The sequence below is a fragment of the Rhodopirellula bahusiensis genome, assembly GCF_002727185.1.
Taxonomy (GTDB): domain Bacteria; phylum Planctomycetota; class Planctomycetia; order Pirellulales; family Pirellulaceae; genus Rhodopirellula; species Rhodopirellula bahusiensis.
In genome coordinates, this window is record NZ_NIZW01000002.1 from 271,844 (window position 1) to 288,435 (window position 16,592).

15 protein-coding genes are annotated in these 16,592 nt (G+C 57.0%); 7 read left to right on the forward strand and 8 right to left on the reverse strand.

The features are described 5' to 3' along the window. The first annotated feature begins 176 nt into the window (after nt 1–176). From CEE69_RS03740 to CEE69_RS03760, 4 genes are all read left to right on the forward strand, one after another. Nucleotides 177–1,034, forward strand: a complete 858-nt coding sequence (locus CEE69_RS03740; protein WP_099259699.1) for a DUF1206 domain-containing protein — start codon at nt 177–179, stop codon at nt 1,032–1,034. Between the two features lie 338 nt (nt 1,035–1,372). Next, nucleotides 1,373–2,236, forward strand: a complete 864-nt coding sequence (locus tag CEE69_RS03745) for a DUF2314 domain-containing protein (RefSeq protein ID WP_233214594.1) — start codon at nt 1,373–1,375, stop codon at nt 2,234–2,236. A gap of 301 nt (nt 2,237–2,537) precedes the next feature. Continuing rightward, on the forward strand, nt 2,538–3,326 hold the full coding sequence (locus CEE69_RS03750; protein WP_099259701.1) for a carbon-nitrogen hydrolase family protein: 789 nt from the start codon (nt 2,538–2,540) through the stop codon (nt 3,324–3,326). A 217-nt stretch (nt 3,327–3,543) separates the two neighbouring features. Continuing rightward, on the forward strand, nt 3,544–3,870 hold the full coding sequence (locus CEE69_RS03760; RefSeq protein ID WP_233214596.1) for a hypothetical protein: 327 nt from the start codon (nt 3,544–3,546) through the stop codon (nt 3,868–3,870). Between the two features lie 2 nt (nt 3,871–3,872). Here the strand turns inward: CEE69_RS03760 and CEE69_RS03765 are convergent, their stop codons facing one another. Next, nucleotides 3,873–5,741, reverse strand: coding sequence for an arylsulfatase (locus CEE69_RS03765; RefSeq protein WP_099259402.1), 1,869 nt, complete (start codon nt 5,739–5,741; stop codon nt 3,873–3,875). Between the two features lie 121 nt (nt 5,742–5,862). Here CEE69_RS03765 and CEE69_RS03770 point away from each other — a divergent pair, with 121 nt between their 5' ends. Both CEE69_RS03770 and CEE69_RS03775 read left to right on the forward strand, forming a co-directional pair. Next, a complete protein-coding gene (locus CEE69_RS03770) occupies nt 5,863–6,942 on the forward strand; it encodes a transglutaminase-like domain-containing protein (protein WP_099259403.1) in 1,080 nt (359 codons plus the stop codon). A gap of 81 nt (nt 6,943–7,023) precedes the next feature. Beyond that, nucleotides 7,024–7,881, forward strand: coding sequence for a dihydroorotate dehydrogenase electron transfer subunit (locus tag CEE69_RS03775; protein WP_099259404.1), 858 nt, complete (start codon nt 7,024–7,026; stop codon nt 7,879–7,881). A gap of 90 nt (nt 7,882–7,971) precedes the next feature. On the opposite strand, the gene CEE69_RS03780 is transcribed toward CEE69_RS03775, so the two are convergent. Together CEE69_RS03780 and CEE69_RS03785 are read right to left on the reverse strand one after the other, a co-directional pair. Further along, entirely contained in the window at nt 7,972–8,997 is a 1,026-nt protein-coding gene (locus CEE69_RS03780) for a helix-turn-helix transcriptional regulator (protein WP_099259405.1), read from the reverse strand. Between the two features lie 103 nt (nt 8,998–9,100). After that, complete coding sequence (locus CEE69_RS03785; protein ID WP_099259406.1) at nt 9,101–9,856, reverse strand: hypothetical protein; 756 nt, start codon at nt 9,854–9,856, stop codon at nt 9,101–9,103. 492 nt (nt 9,857–10,348) lie between these two features. Here CEE69_RS03785 and CEE69_RS03795 point away from each other — a divergent pair, with 492 nt between their 5' ends. Continuing rightward, entirely contained in the window at nt 10,349–10,810 is a 462-nt protein-coding gene (locus CEE69_RS03795; protein ID WP_008652974.1) for a ferritin-like domain-containing protein, read from the forward strand. Between the two features lie 183 nt (nt 10,811–10,993). Here CEE69_RS03795 and CEE69_RS03800 read toward each other — a convergent pair whose 3' ends face one another. The 5 genes from CEE69_RS03800 to CEE69_RS03820 form a co-directional block, all read right to left on the reverse strand. Then, entirely contained in the window at nt 10,994–11,995 is a 1,002-nt protein-coding gene (locus CEE69_RS03800) for a c-type cytochrome (RefSeq protein ID WP_099259408.1), read from the reverse strand. After that, nucleotides 11,986–13,008, reverse strand: coding sequence for a ribonuclease H family protein (locus CEE69_RS03805; protein ID WP_099259409.1), 1,023 nt, complete (start codon nt 13,006–13,008; stop codon nt 11,986–11,988). Before CEE69_RS03805 ends, CEE69_RS03800 begins: the two co-directional genes overlap by 10 nt. Nucleotides 13,009–13,010: 2 nt before the next feature. Then, on the reverse strand, nt 13,011–14,294 hold the full coding sequence (locus CEE69_RS03810) for an HD-GYP domain-containing protein (RefSeq protein WP_099259702.1): 1,284 nt from the start codon (nt 14,292–14,294) through the stop codon (nt 13,011–13,013). Between the two features lie 99 nt (nt 14,295–14,393). Further along, nucleotides 14,394–15,581 (reverse strand): hypothetical protein, encoded by a 1,188-nt coding sequence (locus tag CEE69_RS03815; protein WP_099259410.1) that lies wholly within the window; start codon nt 15,579–15,581, stop codon nt 14,394–14,396. Nucleotides 15,582–15,621: 40 nt separating this feature from the next. Further along, nucleotides 15,622–16,578, reverse strand: a complete 957-nt coding sequence (locus CEE69_RS03820; protein WP_099259411.1) for an ATP-binding response regulator — start codon at nt 16,576–16,578, stop codon at nt 15,622–15,624. Nucleotides 16,579–16,592: the final 14 nt, after the last annotated feature.

Here is a 16,592-nt window from a genome sequence, read left to right on the forward strand (position 1 = left end):
GGCGCATCATCATGCATGAACGCAGCAGGTTCGTGGTCGTCTGACCGCGGGCCTGTGTTGCGTTTTACCGAACAATGATCGGTATGAGGCTGATCGGTATGGGGTTTGCGAACGATGAAACGACGGTTTACCGACGCCGTTGTTTTCAATCCATTTCGCATGCAGAAGGTTCAATCATGTCCGCCAACGCCACGTCTCGTTTCTCTTGGCACGGTTACCAGGAAGCACGTTTGCCGCAGGTGCCATCCTGGGTCGAAACGATTGGACGCGCGGGGCACATCGCGAAGGGTGTGGTGTATTTCATCGTCGGTTTCTTGGCTTTTCGTGTCACGATCGGCGCGGGTGGTGAAGTCGGCGGGGCTCGCAATGCGATTCGCGAAATCGGCGAGCAACCCTACGGCAAGTTCTTGCTGGGATTGGTCGCGATCGGGTTGCTTGGCTACACCGCTTGGCGTTGGGTGCAAGCGATCAAGGACACGGAAGGTGCCGGTACCGAAGCGAAGGGATTGCTGAAGCGAGGCGGCTATGCGTTCAGTGGCATCGCCTACCTGGTACTCGGTTGTTACGCGGGTTCGCTGTCGCTTGGCTTTGCCGGCGGTTCGTCGAGCGGGGAATCCTCTCAAGCGTCGTTTCTGCTCGACAACGCGGTCGGGCAAGTCGTTCTCGGAATCGCCGGCGTGATCACGGTGGGTGTGGGGATTTACTTCATGGTCAAGGGGTACTACGCCAAGTTCATGTCGAAGTACCAGTTAGCCGAGATGGGTAATGCGTTTCGGACGACGGCACTCCATGCCGGTCGCATTGGCTTGATCACTCGTGGGATCGCCTTTTCTATCATCGGCTACTTTTTGGCTCATTCGGCTTGGCAGGGCACCGGGAACGGTGAGATCGCCGGCATGGGCGACGCCCTCTCGGCCATTGCTGGCCAAATGTACGGTCGAATTCTTCTGGGCGTCGTTGGGTTTGGATTGATGGCGTATGCGGTGCATATGGTGCTGCTCGGATGCTACCGAAGGTTCAACGTCGGACAGTGAATCTCGATGGCGGATCGAACGCGAACCTTGCGAATTTCGGAGATGATCCCAGAGGTAGGAGGTTGCTCTTACGGGCGAACGTGCGTCGTTATAGGTGCTTGACGGGACGGAGCCCACTCTTGGTGCCCATTGTCCCGCCCAAATGCGGTAAGCTATGGCGTTCCGAGCAACTTCGCCCTGACATCGATCGATGCCAAATTGCAAATCGCGAGGCATGTAGGTGAGAGAGCTTTGAGGCTTGGACGGGTCCCCACGTTGGCGATCGAGCGGTCCACGCATTCGCCTCCGTGCGTCGTCGTATGCCAATTTCTTTCGATCATTATTGACGGGGTTCGATCATGTCAGCGCAAGCATCTCCTGTTTTCAAGTCGCCAGGAAACGATTCCGAGATGGACGAAGCGGCCGCCAAGGCCCGCAAGGCGTTTCGCTATTTTTGGCGTGAGATGGCGTGGGAGCGGCGTCGCATCATTCCTGGTTTGGAACTCGCCGCTGTGAAGGCAACCTTCACGGACCCGGCCGAAATTCGCGAACAGGATCCTGATGCTTTGGAATGCGAGCACATGTGGATGATGGACATCAACTTCGATGGACGCAAGGTGGAGGGCACGCTGATCAACTCGCCCTCTTCGTTGAAATCAGTCAGCGAGGGTGACCGTGTTCGGATTCCAGGTCGCCAAGTTTGCGATTGGATGTATGTGATCAGCGGTGAAGTCTACGGGGGATTCACAGTCGATTTGATGCGTGCTCGGATGAGCAACGCGGAACGCAAACAACACGATCAAGCTTGGGGTTTCGACTTCGGCGAAGTTGGGATCGTCAACGTGGTCCCTCCGGACTTCATCGGTGATGAGGCTCCAAAGAAGAAAGGTTTGTTCGCTCGTTTTAGTCATCCCGAGGTCAAGCCGCAGGACTATGCCAAGGTTGCCGCAACGGAACATCCGATGTCGGTCAACATGCGAGAGTCATTTGAAGAGACGTTGTCCGAAAACCCTGAGCTTGTTCACGAAGCAAGCGATGAAGGCTACACGTTCCTTCACCAGTTGGCATTGGCGGGATCGTTGGACGGAGTTGACGTGTGCTTGAAGCATGGTGCAGATCCGGAGAAGGCAGCCCCCAATGGAATGACGCCTTATACGCTCGCAAAGAGTTTGGGATGGAAGCGTGTGATGGCACGATTGCAAGAGGCCGGAGCGGGCGGCTAAGGGCTGCGGTTCTGACCAGTTGCCGTTTCTCGAGGTCCAGCAATCAGCTGATGGCCCTCAGGCCCGGTTGCGTTGTCGAAACCGGTGCTTAACGCACATCGGCCAACACTTCTGGGACCCTAGGGAAGATTTGCTCTCGGCAGGAACGTAGGTGCAGATCGCTTCCATGTGGTGATCAGCTAGATTGAAGGCGGGCGTATTGGTCCGCTTGAGTCTTCCCTGGGAGCTATCCGCTATGAAGTCTGTTTGTTGTCGTGTGTCCGCGACCGTTCTGTTTCTGGTCGTTGCGGGAGTGCCGTCGTTGGTCGGTGCGGCGGACGCATCGACGACCGAGAAGGTTTGTCGGGTTGCGATGGCCCAGATCTATTGCATCGACAGTGATCGCGAGGGAAATCTGCGGCGGATCGAGAATGCTGTTGCGGAAGCTTCCGGCAAGGGAGCCGAGATTGTTTGCTTTCCGGAGACCTCGTTGTACGGATGGGTGAACGCGAAAGCTCATGAGTTGGCGGCGCCCATTCCTGGCAAGGACACGGAGGCTTTGTCCAAGATTGCTCAGGAGCACGATGTGTATTTGTCGGTCGGAGTGTCGGAAAAGGAAGGCGATCAATTGTTTGATTCGGTGGTCCTGTTCGACGACGAAGGCAAGTTGATTCTCAAGCATCGCAAGATGAATGTGCTGACTCATTTGATGAGTCCACCGTACACTCGCGGCGAGACCGTCGAAGTTGTCGAAACGAAGTTCGGCCGAGTCGGCATGCTGATTTGCGCCGACACCTTTCATGATGAGACGGTGGAGCGTATGGCAAGCAAAAAGCCCGATCTGTTGCTGGTTCCGTATGGTTGGGCCGCCAATGCGGATGACTGGCCGGGGCATGGTCCGTCTCTTCGCAGCACCATCGCCAGAGCGGCCAAAACAATCGGATGCCCGATCGTGGGTACAAATTTGGTCGGGAGTATCAGCGGCGGCCCATGGCAAGGAATGATCTACGGTGGTCAGAGCTACACCGTCACTCCCGATGGCACCGTTCTTTCACAAGGTGCCGATCGCGATCGGGAAATTTGCCTGGTGGATGTGCCGGTTGGGGAGTGAAAAGGGCCACAGGGCCACAGGGACTCAGGGACTCAGGGACTCAGGGACTCAGGGACTCAGGGACTCAGGGACTCAGGGACTCAGGGACTCAGGGACTCAGGACTCAGGACTCAGGACTCAGGACTCAGGACTCAGGAGCGTGTTGGGTTTGGGGGGCCGGTGGATTGATTTGGGGATGAGTTTTTGAAAATCGTTTTGCACCTTCGTACGAAGATCAATGATGTCGGCCGAGCCCAATCCCTATTCTGTTGGTGAGACAACGGACAACCTCTCTGAGGAGCCTCGGACGTTCTTTGGCAACGTTTTGGTTTTCATTCGAGTGGTCGTGTTTTCAATTTTATGGATGTTCGTATTCTTTTTCGGTTCGGCGATGATCGTCGGCTTTTTGGCCGGCACTTACTTTGTGTTTCTCGCTTTGCAAAGTGCCGATCCGAGCGAACCCAGCTTATGGATTGGAACGGGAACCGTGGTGATATCCGAGGGCATGGGCCTGCTCGGGTTGATGCTGGGGCTGCTCGGGAAATTGCCAGGAACGCGACGTTGAAATCAGTCGCCGATGCGACGGACGTCGACGTAGTAGGCACCACAGATAGATTCTTGGTTGCCGTTGAGCATCCAGGTTTGCATCTCGATCGGGCCTGCTGAGAGCTGCGTTCGAAACGTAATCGATTGGCCAGATGAATCGGCCGGGCTGGTTTGGTCGAAGTTGCCAATCTTGAGTCGGCCGCTCTTGATCGGTAGAGAAACACCGGCGGGGAATGTTCCGTCAGTGACCTGCTTCATAGGAATGGGTTGATCGAGTTTCAGCCCCGACTCTTTGGGCCAACGGCGCAGTGCAAACTCATAGGTGCCAGGCTGGTCAACGATCAGGTGCCAAACGCCGTTCTTTCGAACACCGCGTCGGATTTGGACTTGTTGGTCCACGAAAATATCCAGCCACTCGCAAGCGGTCAGCAGGCTGGGATTTTCTTGCTCGCTGCCGATCACGACTCGTTCGGGTGTCATCACGTCGTCTTTGACTCCGTCCCACCAGACCGACAAATGGTCTCGCATTTTCGCGACAATTTCGGGGTGCTGTTGGGCGATGTTGTGGTCCTGATGCAGGTCGTCCGCCACGTTGTACAAACGCTTGTTCTCGAGCAGCCGCCATTTCTTCCACATCACCGCGGCTCCGTTGCGTCGCGGGATGGCTGGGTTGCCTTTCGTGTAGGTGACTTTGAACTGTGGCATGCGGCTGTAGTTGATTACCAGCATCCGATCGGCGAGCGATTCTGTATTGCCACGAAGACGATCGGAAAGGCTGATGCCATCAAGCGGGCCCGGTAGTTGATCTGCGCAACCTGCCAAATTCGCGAGCGTTGGCAGCAGGTCTTGCACATGCGTCAGGTCATCCACTCTTTGTGCGGAGAGTTGGTTGGGCCAGCGGATCAAACAAGGAACGCGGTGGCCGCCTTCCCACAATTGCGTTTTCTTGCCTCGCATGCCCGCGTTGAAGTAGTGGTGGCCAAACGTGCTGCCGTTGTCAGTCAGGAAGACGATGATCGTGTTGTCCGCCATTCCTGAGTCATCGAGGAACTGAGTGAGCTTTCCGACGTTGTCGTCGATGTTCAGTCCCATCGCGAGAAAGCTGACCAGGTCTTCCAGGTTGCTGGGTGTCTTGTCGAGTTTCTGTTTCAGTTCGCTGGCGTCGCCAATCATCGTGCGAACTCGATCGCGGTATTGGTCAGGAACAAACCAAGGCCAATGGGCGGAGTTCAATGGGATGAATGCGAAGAAGGGTGAGTCTTCCGTGTCGGCTTGCTTTGCCCACTCAATCGCTTCGTCGAAGAACACGTCGGTGCAGTAACCAGAATGTGCGACTCGTTTTCCGTTGCGGATGTAGGTGTCATCGAAGTAGTCGTTGTCCCAGAAGTCAGGGACGCTGTTGATGTGCGACGAAGGGAACCAAAGCGTTTCGTCGAAGCCTCGGTCTTCGGGACGGAACGGATAGTTGTCGCCTAAGTGCCACTTTCCAAAGATCCCGGTCAGGTAACCAGCGTCTTGGAAAACGTCGGCCATCGTTTTCAAGTCGTGCCGCAAGAGCGTTCGGCCACTGCTGACGTTGATCGCGGAATTGCGAAAGGCGTCCAGGCCGGAGAGCAATTGCCCGCGGGTCGGCGTGCACATCGGAGCAACATGAAAGTCGGTCAGTTGGACACTTTCCGATGCCAGCTGATCCAGTGCCGGGGTCTGGATGTAAGGATTGCCGTTGAAGGAAAAGTCACCGTACCCTTGGTCGTCGGTCATGACCACGATCACGTTGGGAGACGCGGCCGAGGCAGCCGGTGGCGTCGCAATGATCGAGGCGAAAGCGATCGCGGAGGCCAGCATGGGGAGTGCGAGCGAAGCAAGTTGGCGGGGGTGGATCCAGCGCATGGTGAGATATTGGGTGGGAATCAGTGGGGATGGATCGCCTGTGGTGGCGGTGGGGCAAACAGTCTAACACGGGCCGAGGAAAATCGTTGGGGTCGGGTGTGGCGGGAGCTAGAATGGAGGCATGACTCAATGCAAGAATCAGATGAATCGACGTGCCTGTTTACGATCCCTTGTTGGTTCGGGAGCGGGTGTTGTTGCGGTCGCCGGAGCATCGCTGCCGCTCGGCAATGCATTCGCCCAAGATGGCTCACCCAATGAAGCGACAGATGGCGCGACGGATGGCACGGTGCAGCCGCCACTCGATGCATCGCCGGTTGCTGCGGCGCAAGTCGATTTGACCGTCCCGCAAACAACTCGCTGGCGATTGGGTGTGAACATCGATACGCCGGTGACCATCACATCCGGATTGGCAACGTTCCCTGTGTTCATGGATTGGCCCGAGCAAAAGGTCTCTGTCACTGGCCGCACGGTGGACGGCCGCGTTGGCAATGTTGCGGTTCGCGAATTGGATGGGGCTCGCCAGGTCGTCGTTGCGATCCCGCGTTTGACTTCCGGTGGCACCGTGCAGGTCGAGGTGGAAATGGAGGTTGTCCGCCAGCCGATCGTCGCGCCCACGGAAACGGGTGACTTGATTGTTCCCGCCAGGTTGCCTCGAGAGATGCGAGCTTACATGGGCAACAGTCCCATGATCGATGCGACGAATCCGGCCATTCGGGCGTTGTCTCGGGAGCTGGCAGGCGATGCGCCGGAGAGTGACTGGGAAAAGGTGCGTCAGATCTACGATGTGGTTCGAGACAAGGTGCGATATCAAGAAGGCCCAATTCGTGACGCGTCGGATGCATTGAAGACTGGCATCGGCGATTGCGAAGACATGACCAGTCTGTTTGTGGCTTTGTGTCGAAACGCTGGCATTCCAGCTCGGATGGTTTGGATCCCGGGTCATTGCTATCCAGAGTTCTATCTCGAGCCGAAGGATGCCAAGCCTGAGCGTGGCGAGCTGGCAGGGACTTGGTACCCGTGTCAGGCGGCCGGGACGGAACAGTTCGGTGGAATGTTGGAATCGCGTCCGGTGTTGCAAAAAGGCGATCGATTTCGGGTGCCGGAGCAGAGGACTCCCGTTCGATACGTGGCGGAGTTCTTCCGATGCGATCGGCAGGGTTCCAAAGCACCCCGTGTTGAGTTTGTCCGCAAGCCCGTTTGAGGGCGTCCTAGAGGATCAACCGAAGTGGCGGTACACTTCTCGGGCCGAGTGAATCGTTTCGAGTCTTGACCCCGTGAGCACATGTCCAACTTGCACGCTGCCCATTACGCCGACGCGATGGTGCGTGTCGATGCACCGCTGATTCGCAACGAAGCCATCGCGGAGAACACGCATTTGCTTCGCGTCGCGGCACCGGAAATCGCAAGGACTTTCCGGCCGGGCCAGTTTGTCATGATTCGCATGACGGGTGTCAACGCACCGTTGATCGGTCGAGCTTTCGCGATTTATGACGTCCACCTCGGCGCCGATGGGCAGCCCGAATCGATCGATTTGATCTATCTGCGAAAGGGTGCACTCACGATTCCGTTGTCGGAAGCTCCCGTCGGAACGATGGTCACGGTTTGGGGACCGCTCGGGAATGGTTTCGATGATCGGCCGTGTGATCGGCTGATCATGGCGGTCGGCGGAATCGGTCAGACTCCGATGCTCGCGGCGGGACGTGATGCAACCGAGCGAGGTTGGGCTCAGAACGTCGAGCTGATCTATGGGGCTCGTCGAGCTTCGTTGTTGGCGGGCGTCGAAGATTTTCGATCCGCCGGTTTTGATGTGACGACTTGCACGGACGACGGGTCCGAAGGTCGCACGGCGCGAGTCCCGGATGTCCTGGCGGATCGGTTGACGGAGATTCAAACCGAGAGTCCGGACACTCGCATCCGAGTGATCACCTGTGGTCCTGAAATCATGATGGAGAAGTCCGCCGAAGTTTGCGAACGACTCGGTGTCGATTGTCAGGTCTCGATGGAAACGCCAATGGCGTGTGGCATCGGGATTTGCTTTTCTTGCGTGGCCAAGGTCAAGCAAGACGACGGCGAATGGGATTACAAACGGACGTGCGTGGAAGGCCCGATTTTCGACGCCTGTAAGATCGTTTGGGACTGAGGGGTTGGGACGACGGACTTGGAAGTCCATCGTACGGTCGTTTCATCCGGGAGATTTGCTTGCCGCGTCTGCTCGGGCGAGCTTATGTGACTAGCCGTTGTAGGTCTGGGTAAGCTTTTCAATGACGTCCGCGACGGCTTGTCTGTATTCCGCCGGTTCCAAAACTTCCGCGTCGCTTCCCAGAGCAAGCACCTTCGGTAGCAGTTCGCGAGGATGTGACGCGGGCACGGTCAGGATCGTATCGGATGCCGGATCGTCGGCGTCGACGGGTTCGAGTTTTTGTTCCGGATGCCATGGGTCTTCGCGAAGGTAAGACGCGGATCGATTGCCCAAGCGAATTTTGACGGGCGTGCTGCTGTCGCCTGAGAAGATGCCGATGCTTTTTCCAAGGAACTCGTTCAGGTTGATCTTGGCATCGGGTTTGAAGTATTCGTCCAGGACGGTGGCCTGGGTGAATCGATCCAGCTTCCAATTGCGAAGTCGTTCGGATTCGTCGGTGACCTCGGGGGCCGCGGCGACCACGTAGATGCTGTTTTGATGAACGGCCAAACCATAGGGCTCGATCTGACGCACGGATGCTTCGCGACCGATCGGTTTGTATTTGATCTCGACGACACGGTGTTCCAGGATCGCTCGATTGATTGACTTCAGCATTCCCGATTGAGCTTCGTAGGTTTTGCTCGGAGTTCCGGAAACGTAGAGCACTTTTCGGTATCGCTGATAGTGTTCGTAGACGCCTTCGGGAATGGCTTCTTGGACTTTGTTCCAGAACGTCTCGATGCCCTGCCAGTACTGAGTGCCCATCAGCGGGTAGAGCAGTTCGCGACCGATCGAGAGGGCGATCAGTTCGGTCGCCGAGAACGCGATTTCGTGGACCGCGGTGTGGTTGCGACCGAGGCGATAGATACGGCCGCGTTCCAGGACTTCGTTTTGGATGTCGTAGCCCGCGCCTTGCAGAGCCTCGACGTCGCGGCGGACGGTGCGGGTGTGCAGCGTCGACAGTCCCAGGTCCAGGATCAGGTCGCCGCGAAGTTCGTCCAGAGTTCTGCCAAAGCGTGAATCTTCGAGGAGTTGCAGGAGCTTGTGTTGGCGAATCAGTTGTTCGTTGCGTGCCACGTCGGAGTTGCCTGGGGTCAGTTGGTCGGGAGCAAGGTGCGGTTGCCGCGAGACGGATCAGTTGCGTTCCGGAAGGACGTCGCAGTTCGGAACAGGTTCGCGACTACTTTTTCGGTTTCCGGCCAGGCTTGGAGTTCGATTTGGATGATTTCGATGGCACTCGGATTCGTTGCATCGAGATCTCGCCGGTGGCGGTTTTCTCGACTTGGATTTGAGGTCCGGGGCGACGTCCGCGTCGGGGGCCGACTTCTTCGGGAGTGAACCGTTTGTTGATGGGTTGCAGCAACTTCGTCAGGCAGTAGCTGTTGATGCTCAGGCCGAGTTCCGCAGCTTCGTTGACCGCGGTTGAGTGCATCGAGCGAGGCAGGCGAACCGTGATCATTCGCTCGGGTTCATGCAGGCTGGTCTTCGAATTGTCTTGGCTGCGGATCGAGGTCATGATCTCGAGCAATTCCGCGAACTCAGGACTGGATTCGAAGTGGCGGCGTTGAGCAGCGTCTGGGAACAGTTTCCAAACCACTCCGTCGCAGCCCATGATCTCGCGATAGAAAACGACCCAGCTTCCGGTTTGGGCGAAGACTTCCGCGGCCAGTTTCAGGACCATGTCCGGGCGATCTTCGTAGGGCATGTCGGGATCGAAAGGCGACAGCTTGAATGAGCCAGTCGTCGGTGTGACCGCCTGGACCTTCGCCTTGGTAGCTGAAGATGCGGAGCCCGTGGGCCGAGCCAAGTCGCTGGCGTAAACAGCCGGAGGATCGTCATTCGCCCGGACCTGTTCCACTGAATTTTCTTTCGCTCGCGACGAAGAGTCTTGCCGGGTGTCAGTGAAATCAGTTCGGTGCGAAGGCGATGACGTCATGTCGTGAGCGAGTTGGGTTGAAAGTGCACGGGTCGTTTGGGACGTGGTGCTATCCTTCAGGGTGATCAAACGTGGCTTCGGAACCTTTGCTAGCAATGGGACTTACGTCACCGAGTTGGGGCTGCGTGTTTTTTGTGCAGGCCCTGTCTCGGCGGGGGTCGGCGAGGCTGCCTCTTTTTTGGGCGTCGCGAAAGTGGCTGAAATGGAAGTGTCCATGTCGATTGCCGTTTCAGAATTTGCCAAACAATATTTTCTGAAATCAATTTCGTTTGTGCTCGATCACGCTCATTGTTGGGCGAAGGAAGGCGTGTCGAAATGCCATCGCGGTGCGGGTGCGGAGGCTTCTTAGCGGTGGCAGATTTGCGGAGTCATGGAGCGCAGCTGGTCGTATCGGGGTGTGCGGGGGAGGAGAATTTTGAGAAGCTTTGATTGAGAAAACGAATTGGATTTAGCGTCCAACGAATCCCGCACTGACCACCACAAGGAAATTTCATGGCCAGCGAAGCACTGATCAACCAACTCAACGAAATCCTCAAGCACGAATGGACCGGAGTCGCTCAGTACTCCCAGGCTTCCTTCATCATCGAAGGCGTTTGGCGTGAGGTTTACGCCGACAAGTTCTTGGGCGACGCGAAGGAATCCTTCGGGCACGCTCAATTGGTCGGCGAAAAGATCTCGGCACTCGGCGGGGTTCCCGTCGCCACGCGAAACGAGATCAAGCAGAGCAAGAATCTGGTTGAAGTTCTCGAGTTCAGCCGTGACTTCGAAGCCAAGGCTGTCGAGATGTACACCCAAGCGATCGAGTTGGCAGAGCCACAACGCAGCTTGGTTGTGTTCCTGGAAGACATCCTGAAAGAAGAGCAAGAAGGCGTCGACGAGTACACGAAGTTGCTGCGTGACACGCCAGCATCGCATTCGTCGATGAGTGGCGAACCCGTCCGCAAGTCGGGCTGAGCCAGCTCGGTCGATCGCCGGCATCCGTCGGGTTCAGAATCAAATCACGGCAATCCAATTTGGGTTGCCGTTTTCTTTGCGCCGGCAGCAACGGCCTGGCGTCCGACGTATTTCTTCAGCCGCCGGTCATTCGCTTTCCGATGATCGCCGGGGCCAGGGAAGAGGACGGCCTTGCCGTGCTGTTCAGTGTTCGTGCGAGGCAGCGGGTGGCGCGAGTCGACCGCCGTCGCTGCGTAGGTACACGACCAGCTCAGCAACTTGGGTTGGCGTCAGCGAGTTGAGCAAACCGACCGGCATTGGGGAAACCTTGGACGGTTGCCGTTGTTCAATGTCCGCCGCATTGATCGTGACAACGGATTCTGGATTGGAAAGATCGGTTTGGATCCGCAGTTGTGATTGGTCGGTCGATGCAGCTCGGCCGGTGATCACGCGACCATCCGAGAGCAAGAACTTTTCAAAGCGACCGACATCATGCAAATCCAAAGACGGTTGCAGGATGTGGCGGATCAGTTCTGTGTTGGAATAGCACATCCCGATGCCACGAAGGTCGGGGCCAGTTGCTCGGCCGTATCCGGCGACTCGGTGACACGCGTCGCAGCGTGCGGTCCTGAATGCTTCGCGACCGGATGAGATCACGCCTGGTGTTGGTTCTGGGATTGTGATCGCTTCCAAGTCAGCCAGTGTGTGCTGTCGCTGTGCCTTTTGATTCAGGTTGTCGATGAAATTGGAGACACGGTATGGATCCGATGATTTCCAAAAGGGTCGAAGCGATGGAGAGTCGATCGCGTCGAGTATCTTTGCGGCTTCCGCCGGAGTGTGTGGGGCTCGCAAGACGTCGGCGATTGCGAGGAATGATTCAGCGGTGCCCATCAAGCCGGCTGCTTCGACGGCCGCGAGTGAAACGTCAAACGCCGGGTCATTGGCTGAACGGCGAAGTAGTTGGATTGCTCCCGGAATCAGGCTCGGGTTCTTCGCATAGCAACGACCTAGATCAATCAGCGCCTCGCGGCGGACGGGTGATTCCGGCGACGCGAGTGATTGGAGGATCAAGTCCGGGCGCAACATTCTGATTTCGCCAGTCTTCGCTTCGTTTGCCTTCTCGACCGGTGGGACTTCTGCCGATGCACGATCGGCGATGCAGGTAGCTGCGAATGCTAGGACGGCGATGTGGCGTATCAGCGGCATCGAATTAAATCGGTCGTCGCAATGGATTGCGCGTCGAGAGTCGAAGTGGCTGCCGCGAGAAAGCGATCCGCGTCGACCGGATAACCCGCGGTGGCTTGAAAGGGTTCGTGGCCGACCCATCGGTCCTCAAAGTATCGATTCAGAAACGTCATCGCGATTTCTCGGAGGCACTTGGCGTGAAGCGACGACATGGCAACGGGAACAAAGGAGTCACCTTTGACGGTGAAGTGCATTCTCAGTTGGTGTGTTTCGGTTTGGACATCGTAAACGCTGCAGCGACTGGTTTCATCCACCACGCGAACGTTTGCATCGGGGAAGGTCGCCGCGATGACTCCCGCGTAGTAGCGTCGGCCACCGTGCCGGTCGAAGAAGATTTGTCCATGAGTGTGCGAGTCCAGTTCTTTGGATTCCATCATGGACGCGACCAAACCAAGGCTGGTCTCGCCGAGCAAATCGCTTTTGTTGGCGGAGGTTCCCGCCACCGAAGGTTCGCAGAATGCGTTGAAGGATTTTGCCGTGACCAGCCGAGCTCTCGCGCCGGTCATTTTCCACTCGGGAATTGACCAAGCCTGAGTTGCCGGCGCGATGGATTCTTCCGACAACCATTTGTCGGGAAGTTCATCTAACCAGCGACCCGGTGTCAGCATGTCGGCCAGCCACGGAATTGCCGCCACGCATGCGAGGTCATCGGGAATCAACCTCGGCAAACGTGCTTGCCAATTGGATTCGGTTTTGCCCATGGAGCGATGGGCGAAAGAGAGGACGCGGTGCAGATTTCCGAGCGGGGAAGTGTCACCACGTCGCTGAGTGCGACTTTGGAAGACGCGTTTGGAGTCATCGACTCGAATGAGTTGGCCGTCGATTCGAACCGGCGTCTTCATGACTTCCCACATCTTGGCGATCGAGTCGTTCCACTCGGCCGATTGCGTGGGGCCTTCCCATCGCGTCGCGGCGATCACCAGCGGTCCGAGTTTCGGGCCATAGCCGGCTTCGTCGACCGCGATCAAGAACATGCTTAGGAATCAATTTCCGGCGGAGACTGGTAGTTCTCAGCGAATCGAATCATCAATTCTTCATTGCTGAGCAGGGCGTCAACGACATCGGATGCCCACTGCTTCCCGCGACCTTCGCGGAAAATCTTGCGGACTTTATCAAGTGGCATGCCGCGGCGATACGGGCGGTCACTCACCATCGCGTCGAACGAATCTGCGACGGCCAGGATTTGTGCGGCTCGCGGAATGTTGTCGCCTGACAGACCATCGGGGTAACCGCGGCCATCCCATGATTCGTGGTGATGGCGAACAGCGGGAAGGATGTGTCGGAAGGGGCGGATCCCTTTCAAGATTTCGTATCCCAAAACCGGATGCCGTTTGATCTGGTCAAACTCTTCATCCGTCAATGCACCGGGCTTTTTCAAGACCGAGTCATCAATGCCGATTTTGCCGATGTCGTGAAGGATGCCAGCCAACTGCAGCGAATCGGAATCTTGGTCGGACATGCCCAGTCGCCGTGATAGCGCGACGGCGAGGTCGGCAACACGAGAGCTGTGGCCGCATGTGTAGGCGTCTTTTGCGTCGAGCGCGGATGCCAGGGATCGGACCATTCCTTCCAGCATCGATTGCATCTCGATGTACTGACGTTGGTTGACCAAGTGCATGGACAACATCATCAGAACGGAACGCACCAAGTCGATGTCGACGGTGGTGAATTCAGGGTGGTCAGTCGTGCGGACCGAGATCAGTCGACCCAGGTGAGTTCCGCCACGGTGGATTGGAAGGATCATCATGCGATGACCGTTCAATCTTGGTTCGTCGCTGTGATTGACGATCGTGATGTCGCGAACGATGCCATCTGTTTTGGCGGCGTGTCGCCAAGAGGCGGCGATCATCGATTCCAACTCGCTTGAGCTGATCGGTTCGCCGACAATCAATCGGTCGGGTTCGTTGACGACACATTCCGCGTCTTCCGGGCAAAGCTCGACCACGGCCGTTTTCCACGGAACGCAAACGGAAAGTTGTTTGAGCATGTCGATGCAGATGTCATCCGCATCGCTTTCCAGTTCCAGATTCGCAGTCAAATCATGGATCAGCCGGATCTCTTCGAACTTGTCCGAAAGGGAGATCGAAAGCTGTTCAATGTCATCAACAAGTGTTTTGTTGACTCGTTCCATCGCATCGAGAGTGTCCGTGCCGATGCTCGCCGCTTCAGCAGCAGCACGCTCGGCAACGCAGACTCCGGCCAAAACGCTGGCATGCAGCGGATCGACGTCGGTTATCGATGGTGAGGATGTGATGGACATGCAAAACCGTACCACTTCGATGACACCAGGTTGGAAATCAATCCGAATAGGTTGCGGTGGATGCATGTACCCCCCGTTTAATTGTTCTGCCTTTAACAATTACTCTTGGGAGTCAACGTCTCGTTCGATGTCCTGACGCTCATTCTTAAGCGCTTCGCTCACTCTCTGAAGCAATTCTCGCTCGTCACGCGACAGCGACGCGACTCCGTCTTGATGCAAGCGTTGCAATATTTCATCGACTCGGGACGCATCATCGGCTTCGCGGTGCTCTCTTTGCATGGTTTCGCGGAGCCGTTGATGCTTCGCGGCGTCCTCCCGGCGGGCTCGGAATCGACGCCAAGTTGCCAGCGGGCCAAACCGGCCTCGAAAACGACCGATCACATTCCGTTCGCCGACTTCGGTGTACTCGGCTCTTCTCACAATCGATTCATAGATCGCCGTTAAATCAGGTGATCCCGCGGAGGTGAACAACCAAAGCGACAAGCCGACCACACCGGTCACGGCTGGCCACGCCATACCGCCCGCTTGCGACGTCACTCCACTGGTACTGAGAAGCAAGTTGCCACCGACCAAAGTCAGCAATGCCATCGCGATGATCCAAGCCCGCATTGAGCGAAGGCAGATTCGAGGGTCGTGCGTGGGGCCTCCACCGAACAATGCAAAGACCAAGGCCCAACCGACTCGACCGAGCGACTGCGGCAGTGGCAGCAAATTCCAAACGCCTTGCAGGCACCACAGCCAAGCGGCCGCGGCCCATGGATCATCCAGCCAAACGATGGCATCTCCCTTGAGCGGCGCGTCAATCGTTATCAGCGAGACGCCAATCAGGGTGAGTGACCCAAGCCCGAGTGCGAGCATGCAGAGCGACCAAATCATCAGGACGCCAGCAACTGAAATTCCATGAGGGCGTTGAGTCGGGGCTGCCCAGACACCTCCGATCGAAACGATGCAGCCGCCGCGATGGACGCCGGCGCTGCGTTGATGAAAAACCGCGATCGTCGTTTGAATCAGCAGACCCATCAGCCAAAAGCCGATCAGCCACGCCATCCAGTGTGCGTGCGATTGCCAGTTGGCCGATGCGGTCGTGTCGGTCAGATGAGCGGACACGCCAAACGCGATGGCAGCAAACAGTCCGAGCGGCAACGACATTGCGACGGAGATTTCAACGCCGACGACTTGCAGGACAGGCCAACGAATCGATCGCCCGAAACACATCGATTGCTCGATGGCCTCTTGCTTCCGCAGCATGGCCGCGGAAGATCGATCGCCGGGGTGCACCGGGGTCATGGCAATTGCAAAACGAACTGGAAAGTAGAACGGCAGGCGATCACAGCGCGGAACTGTCGGATCGTTTGCGTTTGATCATCGTCAGTTCGTTGCCAATTTCATTGTGATGGATTTCGTCCATGAACGCACTGATCAGCAGCAAGCCGCGTCCACCGATGGATTCCAAATTGGCAGGGTCGGTCGGATCGGGCAGCGCCGAAACATCGTAGCCCGGACCTTGGTCGCGAATCACAAAGACGGCTTGGCTGCGAGTGGCGGTCAGCGTCACGTAGGTACGACGGTCGGAGTACGGCGGCAGTTCGCGATGGCGACGGATCTTTTCTTGATAGGCTTCGCCCTCGTCGACTTCGCGCAACGCCGATTCAACTTCCAAGTTGCCGTGAATCATCGCATTGAGGATGGCTTCGTCGAGCGCCATTGCGATTTGTGTCCACGCCATCTCGTCGAACAAATGCAGTTGTTCGAGTTCTTGTTCCAGCCTCGCGATCACGGCGGGAACGAGTTGTTCGTGGCTGGGCAGGACAAGTTCCAACTTGATTCGCGAAACGCACTGATCGATGTCAGTGGCTTGGGATGCCGACCGGCTGACCTTGAGGACTTGTTCGACGGTATCGACCAAGCCTTCCTCTGCGAGGTGCAAAGGAATGTAGGTCGCGGCTCCTCGCATCAACGCTTCGCCAGCAACTGGTTCGGCGCCTTCTCGTGTGATCAAGATGATGGGAACTCGCGGGGCCGCGGCTCGCAATTTTTCGACCCAGCGGATCGCGGCGGTGCCGGCGTCGCTGGATGGGGAGCTGGAGTCACCCGAATCTGGGGTCAACGATTTGCACTTCGGAAGTTCGGTGATGATCAAGTCGAAGGAAGCAAGTTGCAATTCCTTTAGTGACTGATCACAGCTTTTCACCGCGACGACTTCGCGAGAATCGTCATCCAGTATGCGCACCAATTCATCGCGTGCATCAGCATCGGATTCGACAATCAGGACGCGATCACTCACGGGCGATCCTCCGC

Bases quoted from the DNA above. Each gene is read 5' to 3' on its own strand.
- CEE69_RS03785 (WP_099259406.1), bottom strand. From the start codon at position 9,856: ATGACGTCATCGCCTTCGCACCGAACTGATTTCACTGACACCCGGCAA.
- CEE69_RS03800 (WP_099259408.1), bottom strand. From the start codon at position 11,995: ATGCCGCTGATACGCCACATCGCCGTCCTAGCATTCGCAGCTACCTGC.
- CEE69_RS03765 (WP_099259402.1), bottom strand. From the start codon at position 5,741: ATGCGCTGGATCCACCCCCGCCAACTTGCTTCGCTCGCACTCCCCATG.
- CEE69_RS03815 (WP_099259410.1), bottom strand. From the start codon at position 15,581: ATGACCCCGGTGCACCCCGGCGATCGATCTTCCGCGGCCATGCTGCGG.
- CEE69_RS03760 (WP_233214596.1), top strand. From the start codon at position 3,544: ATGATGTCGGCCGAGCCCAATCCCTATTCTGTTGGTGAGACAACGGAC.
- CEE69_RS03795 (WP_008652974.1), top strand. From the start codon at position 10,349: ATGGCCAGCGAAGCACTGATCAACCAACTCAACGAAATCCTCAAGCAC.
- CEE69_RS03770 (WP_099259403.1), top strand. From the start codon at position 5,863: ATGACTCAATGCAAGAATCAGATGAATCGACGTGCCTGTTTACGATCC.
- CEE69_RS03740 (WP_099259699.1), top strand. From the start codon at position 177: ATGTCCGCCAACGCCACGTCTCGTTTCTCTTGGCACGGTTACCAGGAA.
- CEE69_RS03805 (WP_099259409.1), bottom strand. From the start codon at position 13,008: ATGTTCTTGATCGCGGTCGACGAAGCCGGCTATGGCCCGAAACTCGGA.
- CEE69_RS03745 (WP_233214594.1), top strand. From the start codon at position 1,373: ATGTCAGCGCAAGCATCTCCTGTTTTCAAGTCGCCAGGAAACGATTCC.
- CEE69_RS03775 (WP_099259404.1), top strand. From the start codon at position 7,024: ATGTCCAACTTGCACGCTGCCCATTACGCCGACGCGATGGTGCGTGTC.
- CEE69_RS03810 (WP_099259702.1), bottom strand. From the start codon at position 14,294: ATGTCCATCACATCCTCACCATCGATAACCGACGTCGATCCGCTGCAT.